15 protein-coding genes, 1 tRNA gene and 1 pseudogene are annotated in these 14,589 nt (G+C 67.5%); 9 read left to right on the top strand and 8 right to left on the bottom strand.

The genetic code is table 11. The features are described from left to right. The first annotated feature begins 23 nt into the window (after window positions 1-23). Complete coding sequence (locus VXD91_RS26870; protein WP_346416824.1) at window positions 24-770, top strand: alpha/beta fold hydrolase; 747 nt, start codon at window positions 24-26, stop codon at window positions 768-770. Between the two features lie 19 nt (window positions 771-789). Here the strand turns inward: VXD91_RS26870 and VXD91_RS26865 are convergent, their stop codons facing one another. Then, window positions 790-2,286: a DUF4185 domain-containing protein gene (locus tag VXD91_RS26865; protein WP_318986041.1), complete on the bottom strand. Its 1,497-nt coding sequence runs from the start codon at window positions 2,284-2,286 to the stop codon at window positions 790-792. 167 nt (window positions 2,287-2,453) lie between these two features. Between VXD91_RS26865 and VXD91_RS26860 the strand changes: the two genes are divergently transcribed. Then, window positions 2,454-3,077, top strand: coding sequence for a TIGR03085 family metal-binding protein (locus tag VXD91_RS26860; protein ID WP_318986042.1), 624 nt, complete (start codon window positions 2,454-2,456; stop codon window positions 3,075-3,077). Window positions 3,078-3,146: 69 nt separating this feature from the next. Here VXD91_RS26860 and VXD91_RS26855 read toward each other — a convergent pair whose 3' ends face one another. After that, a complete protein-coding gene (locus VXD91_RS26855) occupies window positions 3,147-3,479 on the bottom strand; it encodes a hemophore-related protein (protein ID WP_020102663.1) in 333 nt (110 codons plus the stop codon). A 239-nt stretch (window positions 3,480-3,718) separates the two neighbouring features. Here VXD91_RS26855 and VXD91_RS26850 point away from each other — a divergent pair, with 239 nt between their 5' ends. Continuing rightward, window positions 3,719-4,327 (top strand): GNAT family N-acetyltransferase, encoded by a 609-nt coding sequence (locus VXD91_RS26850; RefSeq protein WP_318986043.1) that lies wholly within the window; start codon window positions 3,719-3,721, stop codon window positions 4,325-4,327. A gap of 28 nt (window positions 4,328-4,355) precedes the next feature. Further along, window positions 4,356-5,048: a YceI family protein gene (locus VXD91_RS26845; protein ID WP_318986044.1), complete on the top strand. Its 693-nt coding sequence runs from the start codon at window positions 4,356-4,358 to the stop codon at window positions 5,046-5,048. On the opposite strand, the gene mbtN is transcribed toward VXD91_RS26845, so the two are convergent. The 6 genes and pseudogenes from mbtN to crcB (VXD91_RS26815) all read right to left on the bottom strand — a co-directional run bounded on the left by mbtN (window position 5,038) and on the right by crcB (VXD91_RS26815) (window position 9,934). Beyond that, on the bottom strand, window positions 5,038-6,207 hold the full coding sequence (gene mbtN, locus VXD91_RS26840) for a mycobactin biosynthesis acyl-ACP dehydrogenase MbtN (protein ID WP_318986045.1): 1,170 nt from the start codon (window positions 6,205-6,207) through the stop codon (window positions 5,038-5,040). The genes VXD91_RS26845 and mbtN overlap by 11 nt on opposite strands. Beyond that, window positions 6,204-7,781: a long-chain-fatty acid--ACP ligase MbtM gene (mbtM, locus tag VXD91_RS26835; protein ID WP_318986046.1), complete on the bottom strand. Its 1,578-nt coding sequence runs from the start codon at window positions 7,779-7,781 to the stop codon at window positions 6,204-6,206. The genes mbtN and mbtM overlap by 4 nt, the downstream gene beginning before the upstream one ends. After that, a pseudogene (locus VXD91_RS26830) lies at window positions 7,778-8,044 on the bottom strand (acyl carrier protein); the annotation flags it as partial. The gene mbtM and the pseudogene VXD91_RS26830, both read right to left, overlap by 4 nt. Before the next feature lie 41 nt (window positions 8,045-8,085). Then, on the bottom strand, window positions 8,086-9,177 hold the full coding sequence (locus tag VXD91_RS26825) for a DUF190 domain-containing protein (RefSeq protein ID WP_318986047.1): 1,092 nt from the start codon (window positions 9,175-9,177) through the stop codon (window positions 8,086-8,088). Beyond that, the gene (gene crcB / locus VXD91_RS26820; protein ID WP_318986048.1) at window positions 9,174-9,539 is read right to left on the bottom strand and encodes a fluoride efflux transporter CrcB; all 366 of its coding nucleotides are present in this window, start codon (window positions 9,537-9,539) and stop codon (window positions 9,174-9,176) included. The genes VXD91_RS26825 and crcB (VXD91_RS26820) overlap by 4 nt, the downstream gene beginning before the upstream one ends. After that, window positions 9,536-9,934: a fluoride efflux transporter CrcB gene (crcB, locus tag VXD91_RS26815; RefSeq protein ID WP_226518952.1), complete on the bottom strand. Its 399-nt coding sequence runs from the start codon at window positions 9,932-9,934 to the stop codon at window positions 9,536-9,538. Before crcB (VXD91_RS26815) ends, crcB (VXD91_RS26820) begins: the two co-directional genes overlap by 4 nt. 70 nt (window positions 9,935-10,004) lie before the next feature. On the opposite strand from crcB (VXD91_RS26815), the gene pgm reads away from it, so the two are divergent. The 5 genes from pgm to VXD91_RS26790 all read left to right on the top strand — a co-directional run bounded on the left by pgm (window position 10,005) and on the right by VXD91_RS26790 (window position 14,564). Beyond that, window positions 10,005-11,639, top strand: coding sequence for a phosphoglucomutase (alpha-D-glucose-1,6-bisphosphate-dependent) (gene pgm, locus VXD91_RS26810; RefSeq protein WP_318986049.1), 1,635 nt, complete (start codon window positions 10,005-10,007; stop codon window positions 11,637-11,639). Beyond that, window positions 11,636-12,898 (top strand): MFS transporter, encoded by a 1,263-nt coding sequence (locus VXD91_RS26805; protein ID WP_318986050.1) that lies wholly within the window; start codon window positions 11,636-11,638, stop codon window positions 12,896-12,898. Before pgm ends, VXD91_RS26805 begins: the two co-directional genes overlap by 4 nt. A gap of 56 nt (window positions 12,899-12,954) precedes the next feature. After that, a tRNA-Ala gene (locus tag VXD91_RS26800) sits at window positions 12,955-13,027 on the top strand. Between the two features lie 123 nt (window positions 13,028-13,150). Continuing rightward, the gene (cynS, locus tag VXD91_RS26795) at window positions 13,151-13,606 is read left to right on the top strand and encodes a cyanase (RefSeq protein WP_318986051.1); all 456 of its coding nucleotides are present in this window, start codon (window positions 13,151-13,153) and stop codon (window positions 13,604-13,606) included. Window positions 13,607-13,688: 82 nt separating this feature from the next. Then, complete coding sequence (locus VXD91_RS26790; protein ID WP_318986052.1) at window positions 13,689-14,564, top strand: alpha/beta hydrolase; 876 nt, start codon at window positions 13,689-13,691, stop codon at window positions 14,562-14,564. Window positions 14,565-14,589 lie beyond the last annotated feature (25 nt).

The following is a 14,589-nucleotide window of genomic DNA, read 5'->3' as shown; positions in this document are numbered from 1 at the left end:
CGCGCCAGTGCCAGGATGGCCTCATGACCGTCGTTCTGGTGCATGGCAACCCGGAGACCGATGCGATCTGGGGACCGTTGGTCGATGCGATCGGTCGCGACGACGTGGTGCGCTTGTCGCCACCGGGATTCGGTGCTCCGCTGCCCGCCGACTTCTCGGCCACCTACCTCGCGTACCGGGACTGGCTCGAGGCCGAGCTGGACGCCATCGGGGAGTCGGTCGACCTCGTCGGCCACGACTGGGGCGGCGGCCACGTCCTGACTGCCGTCATGCACCGGCCCGAACTCGTCCGCAGTTGGGTGACAGACGTCGTCGGGATACTTGACCCGGACTACGTCTGGCACGACCTGGCCCAGGTGTGGCAGACGCCGGGGGAGGGCGAGCAGCTGGTCGAAACGATGCTCGGCGGCAGCGTCGAGGACCGTGCCTCCCAGATGGTCGCCCTGGGCATGCCGCTGGATGTCGCGACGGCCCTCGCCGCTGCGCAGGGCCCGGAGATGGGCCGGGCGATCCTGGCGCTGTACCGCTCGGCGCGCCAACCCGCGATGGCGGAGGCCGGGCGTCACATCGAGACGTTGCGGGCCAGGCCGGGCCTTGCGCTGCTGGCCACCGATGACCCGTACATCGGCTCCGACGAAATCCGTTACCGCGCAGCCGAACGCGCGGGCGCACGCACCACGGTGCTCAACGGGCTCGGGCACTGGTGGATGTTACAGGACCCGGCGCGCGGCGCGGCCGCGCTCACCGAATTCTGGGCCACGCTCGACTGAACGCCAAAACCCAACCGGCTCAGGGCAGTACGGTGTGCAGCAGCATCACGTTGTACGCCGACCACAGCGACAGCGTGAAGTACAGGTCCCGACCGGTGGACCACGGGTGCAGGTACGGCGCGTAGACCCCGCCCGGGAACTGCTGCGACGACACCACCAATTGCTCTGGGCCCCAAGGCCCTTGGGGTGTCGGGGCGGTACGGATCACCACGTCGGACAGGTTGTTGCAGTACATCACCAGGTATTGCTTGAGATAGGTGTTGTACTGCACCGACATCTCACCGACCGGGCCGGGAATGATCGGCGAGGCCGCAGCGGGGTTGTTGGGCACCCACGACTGGCTCTCGTTGTTCCAGTATTCGTACTTGCTCATGTCCGGCAACAGGTTCTGGGGCACCCGGGACACGTAGGCGTTTCCGACTCGGCCAGAAGGGGTTCCGTAGGAATAGATGTAGCCGTCGCTGCCCTTCAGGAAGGCGCCCTGCTGGAAGTTCTCATTCCCCGGCAGGTACGCCACGCGCGACACACTGTCGGGTGCCATCGGCCGGACGCTGCTGGGGTACACACCCCAGTTCTGGCCGTTGTCGTTGGAGACGGCGATCGCCGAGTAGTTCGTCGTCCACGCGCCGGCGCTGTCCCAGTTCTTGATCGACATGAAGCTGGCGTACTGCGTCTTGCCCACGGAGACACCGGAAGTCGGGATGATGCCCTTCTCGACAGGCGCCCACCGGATGGTCGGGATGGTCTGCTTGGCCAGATTCGGCTGCCACTCGGGTGAGCCCGAATAGGGGTTGGTCACCGAGCCGGGTGGGATGTGGATGCCGTGCGACAACGTGCGGTCGTTGGTGCGGAACATGGTGTTGTAGCGCCATTGCTGATTCGGGGTGGCGCAGTAGCCGTAGGTGTCCCCGAACATCATCAGCACCTGGTTGTTCACCGGGTCGCCGTTGTCCCACATGATGCCGAGGTCGGTGCCGGAGATGCCGAACCGCTGCAGGGTGTCGCCACCCGCGCTCTGGTCGCCGGTCACCCAGCCCACCAACGACGTGGTGCCCGCGTCGATGGCGGGCGCCGGCTCCGCTCCGGGCTGAGGTTGCGCCGCGGCGGGGGCGGGTTGTGCCGCGCGCGGTTGGACCGGCGGCTGCGGCACGCGGGGCTTGCCGGGCAGTACGCCGGCCTGCTGTTGCACGGTGCCCTGGGTGAAGGCGCTGAGCAGCGACCGGGACAACTTGCCCAGGGTCGGCAGCGGGGCCTTGTCGTTCGCGTTGCTCGGTCGGTGGCCGCCCGATGGCGGCCGCATGACGCCGCTCGAGGGCACGCCGTTCGGCGGCAGGACGCCCGCATTCGGGCCGGTGCACGGTTCGGCGGCTGCGCGCGGCGGCGCGATGCCGACTGCTCCACCGAGAACGACGGCAGCCGTCAAAGCCACCGATGCAATGCGAGGACGCGGCGACACGGTCACACCTTTCGGATGGCAGGCGGCGCTCGGACGCCAGCGAGGGGCTGTTGTGACCATAGTTAGCAATGAGGCTGTTGAGGCCCCCGCTGTGCGGATGGGTACCCATCTGTAACCACGTCGCGATCGTTCACCTGGCGTTTGCCTGGCGAAGGTGACCCGCGTCGCAGCCTGAACGCAGCGCTGGTGCCGCGCCGCCTGGGCACCGGCCGACCTAGACTCCAGCCATGACTGTCGCCCAACGGGAACGCGCCGCACTCGTCGAATCGCTCCGCGAGCACGGCCCCGATGCACCCACATTGTGCGAGGGCTGGACCGCTCGTGATCTGGCCGCGCACCTGGTGGTACGGGAACGTCGGCTCGACGCTGCGCCCGGAATTCTGGTGCCGCAACTGGCCGGCTACACCGAACGAGTACAGGCGCAGGTGGCCGCATCCACCGACTGGGAGAAGCTGGTCGACATGATTGCGGCGGGCCCGCCGCTGTACTCGCCGTTCAAGCTGCTCGACCCGTTCGTCAACGTGGCCGAGATGTTCATTCACAACGAGGACGTGCGCCGGGCCCAGCCGACGTGGGAGCCGCGGGAGCTCGACGACCGGCTGGTGTCCGCGTTGGCGGGGCAGGTCGCGACCATGGCGCGCATGGGGATCAAGAACGCCCCGGCGCGGATCGTGCTGGTGACACCGGACGGTCGCCGCCTGGCCGCGGCCGGCCGCGGCGCCGAGGTGACGGTGACCGGCGCGCCCGGCGAGCTGCTGCTCTTCGCGGCAGGCCGCGGCCCGGCTCAGGTGGCCTTCACCGGACCTGACGACGCCGTCGCCGCGGTCCGGGGTTCGAACCGCGGATTCTGACGTTCAGCGTCCAGAAAGCACAACGCGGCTCGATCCCGAAGGATCGAGCCGCGTCGAGTTGGCTTCTGCTCAGAAGTTGTTGCAGGTGTTGGCCACGTTCAGCACCAGGTCGGTGTACTGAGCGGCACCCGGGGTGTTGTACGCCCGCGTGATCAGGGCCTTGCGCTGCTGCGGACCGGAGGCGATCAGCTGGTGCAGGTAACCGACGCCGATCGGGTTCGCCTGCAGCTCGGCGGCCGCACCCGGGTCGAGGGCGGTCAGAGCGGCGATCACCTGCGGGTAGGTGCAGGTCGAGTACATGATCGGGGTGGGGTCCGGCTGAGCGGTGGCGACTGCGCCGCTGGCCATGACAGCGACCAGTGCCGAGCCCGCGCCGACCATCATCCGAGTGGTGAAAGACATTGTGTATTCCCCTCCCGCACCAGCTAACCGATGCGACCAAAGTGATTGATGACTACGTTAGCAGTTCTATCGACCGTCTGTGGCTGAGCGTTACAGCGTCCGAACAAGCAGTCCGCACGGGTTCTGGATGTGTCGGCGGCCGTAGCGGTGACGTCCGGTGGGCAGGTAATCGACCAGGTGCCGACACCCTGATGTAGGCAAACCTAACCTAAACAAAATCGGGTAGGCTCCCCGCTGAAATGACCGAGATTGATCAGGGGCCGGTGCTACCGCGCGAGTTGACCTCACTGTCCGCTGAAGTGCGAGCGGTGGGCGCACCACCCGTGCCGCGGCTGGCAAGCCCGTGGGCGGTGCGCCTTGTCGACGCCGATGCCGACGCCGAGATGCTGTCCGAATGGATGAACCGGCCGCATCTGGCGGAGGCCTGGGAGTACGACCGACCGCCCGAGTGGTGGCGGCGGCACCTGCAGGCGCAACTCGACGGTGAGTACTCGCGGCCGCTACTGGTCAGCTACCAGGACAAGGCCATGGGCTACCTGGAGCTGTATTGGGCCGCCAAGGATTCCATCGCGCCTCGATACGATGCCGATCCCTACGATCTGGGGCTGCACGCCGCGATCGCGGACGAGCGCTTCGTCAATCGTGGGCTGGGACCGCTGTTGATGCCCCAGGTGTTGGCGAGTCTGTTCGAACTGGTGCCGTCGTGCCGTCGGGTGATGTTCGATCCCGACCATCGCAACACCGGCGCGCGACGGCTCGTCGAGCATGGCGGCGCCGAATTCCTCGGCGAACATGACATGGCCAACCGCAGGATGGCGCTGTACGCGTTGGCGCGCCCATCCAGCTGACGCCGAACCCGCCCTGTATATAGAGGGAGTGGCAAAAAGGCTTCTGCTGTTGCTGGCAGTGCTCGCCGTTGTGGGGGTGTGCGCGGGACCGTGGTTCTACCGAACCCAGATGGAAGGCGCACCGGCGCCGGCCCTGAGCCTGCCGTCCACGCACCGTCCGGCCAGCACGAACCTCGACGGTAAATGGATCGTTGCCGCGGGCCCCGACGACGAGGCCAACCGTTCCCAGGCGGGTTACCGCGCCCGGCAACAACTGCTGTGGGAAACCGTGACCGTGACCGGACGGACCAACTCGGTCAGGGGTGACGCCACGGTTACCGGTGGCACGCTGCAGGCGGCGAGCTTCGTCGTCGACGTGGCAACCATGCAGTCGCCGCACCGCGGCCGCGACGACAGGTTCCGCGGCACCGACGTGATGGATGCCGCCAAGTTCCCGACGGCCAAACTCGCGGTCCTCGATCCGGTCGATCTGTCGTCGGTCTCCGGCGACGGCATGCCCACGACAATGGAGGTTTCGGCGCAGCTGACGCTCAAGGGCGTCGCCCGCCAGGTCGCGGTACGGCTGGATGTGCAGCGGTCGGGCAACGGGGTTGTGGCCGTGGGCCAAATCCCCGTCACCTTCGCCGACTACGGCATCGTCCCGCCGGCGCCACCGGTGGGACTGCTCGCCGTCGATCCCATCGTCACCATCGAGTTCCTGGTGAATCTGGTCAAGCGATGAACGGTGACGACGTCACCGCGTCGTATCCCTCGTAGTCGGGCCGCATTCCCGCCGCCACGAGCTCCCAGAGCACCTCGTCGGTGCCGCCGCCGACCCGGGCGAGCTTCATGTCGCGCCACCACCGGCCCAACGGTGTCTCGTCCACCAGATATCCGGCCCCGCCGAAGATGTGCATGCATTCGTCGACGACCTCGACACCGAGCCTCGCCGCGGTGACCTTGATGGCCGCGGCCGCACGCAGATCCATGCGCCCCTGCGCGGCCAGGCCCGCCAGGCCGTAGCGCAGCAGATCGACCCGCGCGTGCAGGTCGGCCAGTCGCATCCGCAATGCTTGATGCTCGTACAAGGTATGGCCGAACTGGCGCCGTTTCATCATGCGGGCCAACGTGATTCCGATGATCCTGCGGCAGTTGGCCTCGATCTGACCGGCGACGGAAAGCCGCTCCTGCGCCAGTCCCCAGGAGATGGCGGCCAGGCCGGTACCCGCCCGCGCCACCAAAGCGTCGGCCGGCACCCAGGTGTCGATGTGGACCGCCGCGGTATCGAGGGGCCCGGCGCCCACCTTGCGATAGGGCGTGCGTACCTCGACCTGCGCCGTCGGCACGGAGATCACGACGACGCTGCCGTGGCGGCTCTCCGGATCATGGTCGACGCTCCGGGCGACCACCATGATGTGATCGGCGATGGGCGACAGCGACACGAACTTCTTGGTGCCGCGGACCTCGAAACCGCCACGCGCGGAGACGACTTCGGTCTCGACGATCTGCAGATCGGAACCTCCGGACTCTTCCGACGCGCCGATGCACAATACGGCATCGCCCCGGATGGCCTGCTCGGTGATATCGCGCAGATAGTCGGACTTGCCGAACCTGCGCAGGATGGCGATGGCCGAGTCGTGCAGGCTCACCCCGACGCCGATTCCCGCGGATCCGAGCTTGCCCAACTCCCCGGCGAGGGCGAACACTTTTGCCACGTCCGGATGTTGGCTATCGCCCCACTTGGCGGCGAAAACCTCTGACCGGCCCAGGTATTCGATGAGCTTGCGCGGAAAGCGGTCGGTTTCTTCGGCTTCCGCGGTCCAGTCGCGGACCCGGTCGTCGAAGACCTCGCCCAGCAGTTCGCGATAGGCCTCGATGGTGCACGACTCGACCGTGGTCATGATCCCACCGTTTCCAGGGTGCGTCGGACCTCGAGGCGACGGAGTTTCCCCGACGAGGTTCGCGGCAGGGCGCCCGGTTTGAGGAACACCACGTCTGCCGGCACGATGCCGCACTCGGAGGCGACCAGGGACACCACTTGGCTGCGGGCGGTCGACTCGTCGTCGCCCTTGAACTCCGCGGCGATCACCAAACCCTGTCGGGCGCCGGAGCCTTCGGTGCCCACCGCCACGACGGCGCCCTCGCGCACGCCGTCGGCGCGGGCGGCCACCTGCTCGACCTCGGTGGGGAAGATGTTGCGTCCGGCCACGGTGATGAGTTCTTTGCGCCGGCCGCACACCACCAGGCCGTCGGCGGTGAAGTAGCCGAGATCGCCCGTGGCGAACCATTCTTCGCGATCGATGCGGTCCTGTCCGAGATAGCCCGCCATCATCGAGGTGCCGCGCACCTGTACTTCGCCCACTTCGCGTCCGGTGAGCTCGTGGGGCACGTCGGTGGGGGCAATGCGGACTTCCATGCCGTCGATGGGCCGGCCGAGCACCGCGTACCTGCGCACCGCGGTGTCGCCGTCGATCGACACGGTGACATCGTCGCACCGCAGTCCGCCACCCGGGGCGGGAACGGTTACCGCACAGGTTGATTCGGCGAGCCCGTACGACGGGCACAGGGCGTTCGCGTCGAAGCCGAACTTGGCCATCTCGGTCGCGAACCGATCGGTGCCGTAGCAGTCGACGGGTTCGCCGCCGTTGAGAGCGAATCTCAGTGCGCCCAGGTCGACATCGGTGACCAGGCGGGCGTACTTGCCGAGCAGCCCGAACGCCATGTTGGGCGCCGCGGTCATGGTTGCCTTGCTCTCGGTCAACCACTTGAGCCAGTTGAACGGCGACGCGGAGAACGCGGTGGTCGGCGCCTGCCACAGCTCGCCGCCGCCGAGTGTCATGGTGAGCATGAACGCCAGGCCCATGTCGTGGTAGATCGGCAGCCACGAATGTCCACGATCGGCGTCGGTGACATTGATCCGCGCGACCAGTCCACGCAGGTTCGCCAACGCCGCGTCCGCGGGGATCTGCGCCGTGCGGGGCGTGCCGGTCGATCCCGCCGTGCCCTGCAGGATGCCGAAGTCGGCGGTGCGAGAAGGTACGAAGGTTGTCGAACGACGTTCGTGGGCAACGGCATTGACGTCGTGCAGTTCCACATCGGTGGCGCCCGTGCGCAACAGGTCGAGATGCTTGCCGTGGCTCAGCACTGTGCCGATGCCGATACCGGCGAACCTGTTCAGGGTGGTGGCGGCCCAGGTGGCCGTGTCGGCGCCGCGTACCGGCCCGGGCAGGATGGACACTGCGGCGCCGGCGAAGATCGCGCCGTAGATGGCTGCCAGGAATTCCGCCGTGGGCTCGCCGACCAGCCCGATGCGGCTTTGTCCGTCGATGTGTGCGGCGACGTTCTCGGCCCGGGCGTGCACCTCCTGCCAGGGATGCCGTTGCCAGTCACCGGTTTTCGGATCGAGCGTCACCAGGTCGCGCGTGGACCGCGTCATCACCGCGGACAGGGCGGAGGCGAGGCTGGAGGCGCTCATGAGCGTTGGGCGGTAGGGAGTTTCGCGGCGATCGCGTCTTCGAGGTCGCCGACGGTTTCGCTGCTGAGCAGGTCTTCCTCGGACAGTGCGACGCCGAAGCGGTCTTCGATTGCGACCATGCCCACGGCGAATGCCACCGAGTCCAAACCGACATCGTTGATGAGCCGTGATTCGCGGGTGACGCGTTTGATGTCCACGCCCATGTCGTCCCGCATGATCTTGGCCAAGCCACTGCTTACCGATTCAGTTGTCTCCATGTCGAGGGACCGTAGTCGACCGAAGGTGTTTAGGCTAGGCTTACCTTCTAAGTGGGGAAGTGGCCCAGACTGGTACCGCCGTCCCGGTTTCCGTTGTCGATGGAGACCAACGCCGGCACGCGTTCGCAGGTGACCACTCCGTGCTCGGCGGTCACTTCATCGATGAGATCGAAAGCGGTAGAGATGTTTTCCGGAGTATCGACCACGATGGTCGTGACGGGAACCTGACGGCCGAGCTGAAACAATCTGTCGCCATGCGGCTTGCGTCGGTCATGGAAGCCCCAGATACCGCGCAGGACGGTGACGCCGCGGCTGGCCTCGATGCCGCGCAGGCGGCGCACGATCTCGCGGTGCACCGGCTCGCCGCCGTGCAGCGTGTCCTCGGTGGTGTACACCATGAGCTTCTGCCACAGCGGAGTTCCGGCGGCGTCGTACGCCGGAAGCGCACCCGGGCGGGCCAGTAGCGCCCCCGCCTGCTTGCAGAGCTCGGCCCGCTCGACCGTCACCAACGGGTCGGGCAGCAGCCGCTCCAGCTCCGGCAGGACCGCGGCGGCGCGGTCGCCGTCGCCGACCGCGATGATCATGACAAGAACGTCCAGGTTGCGGTTCAGGAAGCGGGCGCGCTCACGGCGGCCACGGACCGTGCCGTCGACTCCGAGAAAGACCGAGGCGCAGGCGAATCCGTTCCGGTGGAGCAGGTCGCACACCGCGATGTGGGCCGGCCGGCCAGCGATCCGGTGCTGGCGGCCGACATAGACGGTGAGCTTGGTGTGGTGGGGCGAGCGAAGCGACGGGAATGAGCTCGCGCCGGACTTTGCGGTGGTGAGCAGGCGAGCGCGTTCGAGCGTGACCAGTCCGCGCGTCGTCAGTTCCGCTGTTTGCTCGGCCAGTGCGGCGATCTTGTCGGCGGTGTCCACCGCGGCGATGGCGACCGGCAGGTCCTCGGACTGACTCAAGGTCTGGTCGGTGCGCAGCTGGTGCCGCGGCCCGAATCCCGCGATGCCGCGCAGCACCACGCTGGTGGCGACGTTCTCGGCGGCGTACAGGTCGAGCAGCTCCTCGGCCAGGAACCGGCCGGAAATACGTTGCCGCTCACCGAAATACGTCGTGAGTTTCAGGTAGTCCGCAGCTTCGCTCACAGCAGGCCACCCATCCAGATTCCCAGCGCCGCGGCGGCCAGGCCCAGCACCACGCTCGCCACGATGTTGGCCAGGGCGAACCAGACCTGTCGCTCCTCGCCGAGGCGCTGGGTTTCCAGCATCCACGTCGAGAACGTCGTGTAGGCGCCGACGAACGCGGTGCCGGCCAGCAGTGCGACATTGGGACTCAACGCCAGGCCACCGAAGAAGCCGAGCAGCCAGGCGCCACTGAGGTTCACCACGAAGGTGCCGAACGGGAAACTGCTGCTCTTGCGTTTCGACACCGCGCGGTCCACGAGGAACCGCGACACGGCTCCCACGCCACCGATCAGCGCGACGCCCAGCCAGATGACCGCCGTCATGCCCGCACCCGAACCCGTCGCACCAGGACCGTGGCCAGGTACACCGCGGCCAGTCCGGCGACGATGCTGGCCACCGTGTAGCCCGCGGCCAGTCCGTAGGCGCCGTGCTGGAGCATCCGCACCGTCTCGACCTGCATGGTGCTGAATGTGGTCAGGCCACCGCACACGCCCGTGCCGAGCAGGGGGCGCTGGTAACTCGACACCGGCAACCGCTCCAGCAGCCGGGTGGTGAAGTAGCCGAGCAGGAAAGCGCCGACGATGTTGACGACGAACGTCGGCCAGGGCCAGTGCGCGGGATGGGGTGCAGCGAAGACGGCGAGTGCGGCGCGCGCGACGGTGCCGATGGCGCCCCCGACGAAGACGGCGGCCAATTCTCGGTTGTCGTGGCCGAACATAGGGCAAAAGTATGGTGGCCGAACGCCGACCGGTGCACACCGGGGGAGAAGCGGTAGCAGAATCGAGGCCATGACGGCCAACCCGCGCGCCGGCCAACCGGCCCAGCCAGATGACCTGATCGACGTGGCCCACGTGGTCACCGCCTACTACACCGTGGCGCCCGATCCTGAGAACGTCGACCAGCAGGTGGTCTTCGGTACGTCGGGCCACCGCGGTTCGAGCCTGGACGCGGCGTTCAACGAGCCGCACATCCTGGCCACCACACAGGCGATCGTCGAGTATCGCGCCGCGCAGGGCATCACCGGACCGTTGTTCATCGGACGTGACACGCACGCCCTGTCCGAGCCGGCCTGGGTCACGGCGCTCGAGGTGCTGGCCGGCAACGAGGTCGTCGCGATGATCGACGCGGCCGACCGCTACACGCCGACGCCGGCGGTCAGTCACGCGATCCTGACCTTCAACCGCGGCCGTGAAGGCGACCTCGCCGACGGCATCGTCGTCACCCCGTCGCACAACCCGCCGCGCGACGGTGGCTTCAAATACAACCCGCCCAACGGCGGTCCGGCAGACACCGATGCCACGAGTGTGATTGCCAAGCGCGCCAACGAGATTCTGCGCGACGGGCTGCGCGACGTGAAGCGGATACCGCTGGCCCGTGCGCTGGGCTCCACGGAGCGGCACGACTACCTCAATGCCTATGTCGAGGACCTGCCGAATGTGGTCGACCTGCACGCCATTCGCACCGAGGGCGTGCGCATCGGCGCGGACCCGCTCGGTGGCGCGAGCGTCGACTACTGGGCTGCCATCGCCGAGCGGCATCAGTTGGACCTCACGGTCGTGAACCCTCTGGTCGACGCGACGTGGCGGTTCATGACGCTCGACACCGACGGCAAGATCCGGATGGACTGCAGCTCGCCGAACGCCATGGCGTCACTGATCGCGAATCGGGACCGCTACCAGATCGCCACCGGCAACGACGCGGACTCCGACCGGCACGGCATCGTCACGCCCGACGGGGGCCTGCTCAACCCGAACCACTATCTCGCCGTGGCCATCGACTACCTCTACACGCATCGAGCGGGGTGGCCGGGTTCCACCGCGGTCGGCAAGACCGCGGTCAGCTCGTCGATCATCGACCGGGTGGTCGCCGGACTGGGGCGAAAGCTCGTGGAGGTGCCGGTCGGCTTCAAGTGGTTCGTCGACGGATTGCTCAGCGGCACAATCGGATTCGGCGGCGAGGAGAGTGCCGGGGCGTCGTTCCTGCGCACGGACGGGACCGTCTGGACCACCGACAAGGACGGCATCATCCTGGCGCTGCTGGCCTCGGAGATCCTGGCGGTCACCGGTAAGTCGCCGTCGCAGCGCTACGCCGAGCTGACGGAAAAGTACGGTGCTCCGACCTACGCTCGCATCGACGCGCCGGCCAGCCGCGAACAGAAGGCCCGCTTGGCGAAGCTGTCGGCCGAGCAGGTCACCGCGACCGAGTTGGCGGGCGAGCCGATCGTCGCCAAGCTGACCACTGCGCCGGGCAACGGCGCGCCGCTGGGCGGGCTCAAGGTGACCACCGAGAACGCCTGGTTCGCCGCGCGGCCCTCGGGGACCGAGGACGTCTACAAGATCTACGCCGAGTCGTTCAAGGGTCCGGAGCATCTGGCGCAGGTTCAGGCCGCGGCGCGGGAAGTGGTGAATACAGTCATAGCGTGAGCGCTGTCACGGAGGGCGACTGTCCGACCCCGACCCGACTGCCGGCCGAGATCTGGGTGCTGGCCGGCGCCAACATCGTCATCGCACTCGGCTACGGCGTGGTGGCCCCGGTACTGCCGGCGTACGCCCGCAATTTCGGTGTCAGTATCAGCGCGGCGACCTTCGTCATCACCGCGTTCGCCGCGATGCGGCTGATCTTCGCGCCGCCCAGCGGCCTGTTGGTGCAGAAGCTCGGTGAGCGGCGCGTCTATCTCACCGGCCTGCTGATCGTCGCGTTGTCGACGCTGGCCTGCGCGTTTGCGGAGACCTACTGGCAGCTGTTGGTGTTCCGATCCCTCGGTGGTGCGGGCTCGGCGATGTTCACGGTGTCGTCGCTGGCGCTGATGATCCGGCTGTCGCCGTTCGACGCCCGTGGCCGGGTGGCCGGGTTGTTCTCGAGCGCATTCATGATCGGTGGCGTGGCCGGGCCGGTGGTCGGCAGCCTGACTGCGGGGCTGGGTCTGTCCGTACCGTTCGCCATCTACGGCATGGCGCTTGTGGTCGCCGCGGTCGTCGTGTTCGTCAGCCTGCGGAACTCGACGCTGGCCGCTCGCGACGAGGAGGTGATCGGGCCGACGGTGTCGGTGCGAACCGTGCTGCGTAACCGTGCCTATCAGGCCGCCCTGCTGTCGAACCTGGCGGCCGGATGGGCGGCGCTGGGCCTGCGGGTGGCGCTGGTGCCGCTGTTCGTCGTCGATGTGCTGCACCGCAGCGCGGGCATGGCCGGCCTGGTGCTGGCGATGTTCGCGATCGGCAACGTCTGTGCCGTGATTCCCAGCGGGCACTTGTCCGACCGGGTGGGCCGCCGCAAATTGATGATCGTCGGCTTGACGGTGTCGGCCGCCTCGACGGCGCTGCTCGGCTGGACCACGTCGCTGCCGGTGTTCCTCGTGATCGCGTTCGTGACGGGTGCGGCGAGTGGCGTCTTCGTCTCGCCACAGCAGGCGGCTGTCGCGGACATCATCGGCAACCGGGCGCGCGGCGGCACCGCCGTGGCGACCTTTCAGATGATGTCGGACCTCGGCACGATCGTCGGCTCCCTGGCCGCCGGACAGATCGCCCAGCACGTGTCGTTCACCGCCGCCTTCGGCGTCGGCGGGGTGATCCTGCTGGCGGCTGCGGTGTGTTGGTCGCTGGCCCCGGAAACGCGTCATTCCGGTGACGAAGAGGAGACCCCGATCTGTCCACTGGGCCACGAGCCGGTGGAAGGGTCCCTCTGACCAGCCGTTTTGTCGACCGTGGTGCCAGTGGTGTAGCTTCATCAGGCACCACTTAAGGGGCTATGGCGCAGCTGGTAGCGCACCACACTGGCAGTGTGGGGGTCAGGGGTTCGAGTCCCCTTAGCTCCACAAGTAAAACCCGTTCTGACTTCGGTCAGGGCGGGTTTTCTCGTTTCCGGAGGCGGGCATTGCTGGTGCGGCAGCGCCGAACTCGTAATTCCTCAGTAACACCGGTCCACGAAGCTGTACCGCATGACACGAGATCAAGTAACCGAAGCGATCGTCGCCGCGCGCCTGGCGAAAGGCCTGACGTGGCAACAGTTGGCGGATGCGGTCGAGCGTCCGCTGGTGTGGACGATCGCGGCACTGCTCGGCCAGCACCCGGTGCCGGCCGAACTGGGCGCCAAGGTCGTGGCACTGCTCGGTCTCGACGAGTCCGTCGTTCCCGTGCTGGCCGCCGTTCCGATGCGCGGCGGGTTGCCGACCGCGGTGCCCACCGACCCGACCATCTACCGGCTCTACGAAGCGCTCTCGGTGTACGGTCCAGCGCTCAAGGAGGTCATCCACGAGCAGTTCGGTGACGGCATCATGAGCGCCATCAACTTCAGCCTCGACCTGCAACGCAAGCCCCACCCGGGCGGTGACCGCGTGGTGATCACGTTCGACGGGAAGTTCCTGCCCTATGAGTGGAACGCGGCGACGAACTGATCGCTGCGGACCGCGTCAGCGTCCCGATCGAAGAATCCGCCACCTCTCGATCATCGAACTTACCGCGCGGTAAGATGCGCGCATGACTCAGCGCAGCATGCCGACCGTCGATGGCGTGACCCATGAATACGTGCAGGCCGGCGACGTGAAGATTCACGTCGCCGTGGCCGGGCCGGAGGCGGGGCGCCCGGTCGTCCTGCTGCACGGTTGGCCGGAGAACTGGTTCATGTGGCACAAGGTCATCCCGGCGCTGGCCGATGCCGGCTACCGGGTGCACGCCATGGACCTGCGCGGCGCCGGCTGGAGCGAGGTCACGCCGAAGGGCTACGAGAAGGAGCAGTTCGCCTCCGACGTGCTCGCCGCGGCGACGGCGCTGGGGCTGGACACCTTCGACCTGGTGGGTCATGACTGGGGCGGCTGGACCGCGCAGCTGGTGGCGTTGAAGGCGCCGACGCGCGTCACGCGGCTGGCGATCCTGAACATCCCGCCGGTGTGGCAGGAGCCGGGCCGGGTCGCACGGCATGCCCACAAACTCGCGTACCAACTTGTCGTGGGCGCTCCGGTGGTCGGGCCGCTGTCGCACCTGTCGCCGACGCTGTGGTGGTTCATCCGCCGCAGTGGCATGCCCCAGGAGTCGGTGGACTTCTTCCGCAGCTGCTTCCGTGATCGGGACCGTCGTGTCGCGGGCTCCAAGATCTACCGCGCCATGGTCGGCAAGGAGTTCGCGAAACTGGCGCGTGGTCCCTACGACGATCAGAAGCTCGCGATGCCGGTGCGGGTGCTGTTCGGTCTCGACGATGTGGCGGTGCATCCGTCGCTGCTGGAGGGCTTCAAGGACCACGCCGACGATCTGAACATCACCGAGGTGCCCAACTGCGGTCACTTCATCATCGACGAGCAGCCCGATCTGGTGATCAAGTGGCTCTCGGACGTGCTGGCCGAGTCGCGGCAGAGTTGACGTTGTCGGGCAGTTCTGGCAATCC

Source organism: Mycobacterium sp. SM3041, assembly GCF_039668335.1.
Lineage (GTDB): Bacteria > Actinomycetota > Actinomycetes > Mycobacteriales > Mycobacteriaceae > Mycobacterium.
Note: the sequence above shows the minus strand (reverse complement) of the source record. Positions and strands in the feature narration are given on the sequence as shown.

What these genes read in the sequence shown, in the direction of transcription:
- crcB (WP_318986048.1), bottom strand. Translation starts at nt 9,539, where the DNA reads ATGACGGCGGTCATCTGGCTGGGCGTCGCGCTGATCGGTGGCGTGGGA.
- mbtN (WP_318986045.1), bottom strand. Translation starts at nt 6,207, where the DNA reads ATGACCACGGTCGAGTCGTGCACCATCGAGGCCTATCGCGAACTGCTG.
- pgm (WP_318986049.1), top strand. Translation starts at nt 10,005, where the DNA reads ATGACGGCCAACCCGCGCGCCGGCCAACCGGCCCAGCCAGATGACCTG.
- mbtM (WP_318986046.1), bottom strand. Translation starts at nt 7,781, where the DNA reads ATGAGCGCCTCCAGCCTCGCCTCCGCCCTGTCCGCGGTGATGACGCGG.
- crcB (WP_226518952.1), bottom strand. Translation starts at nt 9,934, where the DNA reads ATGTTCGGCCACGACAACCGAGAATTGGCCGCCGTCTTCGTCGGGGGC.
- VXD91_RS26855 (WP_020102663.1), bottom strand. Translation starts at nt 3,479, where the DNA reads ATGTCTTTCACCACTCGGATGATGGTCGGCGCGGGCTCGGCACTGGTC.
- cynS (WP_318986051.1), top strand. Translation starts at nt 13,151, where the DNA reads ATGACACGAGATCAAGTAACCGAAGCGATCGTCGCCGCGCGCCTGGCG.
- VXD91_RS26850 (WP_318986043.1), top strand. Translation starts at nt 3,719, where the DNA reads ATGACCGAGATTGATCAGGGGCCGGTGCTACCGCGCGAGTTGACCTCA.
- VXD91_RS26860 (WP_318986042.1), top strand. Translation starts at nt 2,454, where the DNA reads ATGACTGTCGCCCAACGGGAACGCGCCGCACTCGTCGAATCGCTCCGC.
- VXD91_RS26870 (WP_346416824.1), top strand. Translation starts at nt 24, where the DNA reads ATGACCGTCGTTCTGGTGCATGGCAACCCGGAGACCGATGCGATCTGG.
- VXD91_RS26865 (WP_318986041.1), bottom strand. Translation starts at nt 2,286, where the DNA reads ATGGTCACAACAGCCCCTCGCTGGCGTCCGAGCGCCGCCTGCCATCCG.
- VXD91_RS26790 (WP_318986052.1), top strand. Translation starts at nt 13,689, where the DNA reads ATGACTCAGCGCAGCATGCCGACCGTCGATGGCGTGACCCATGAATAC.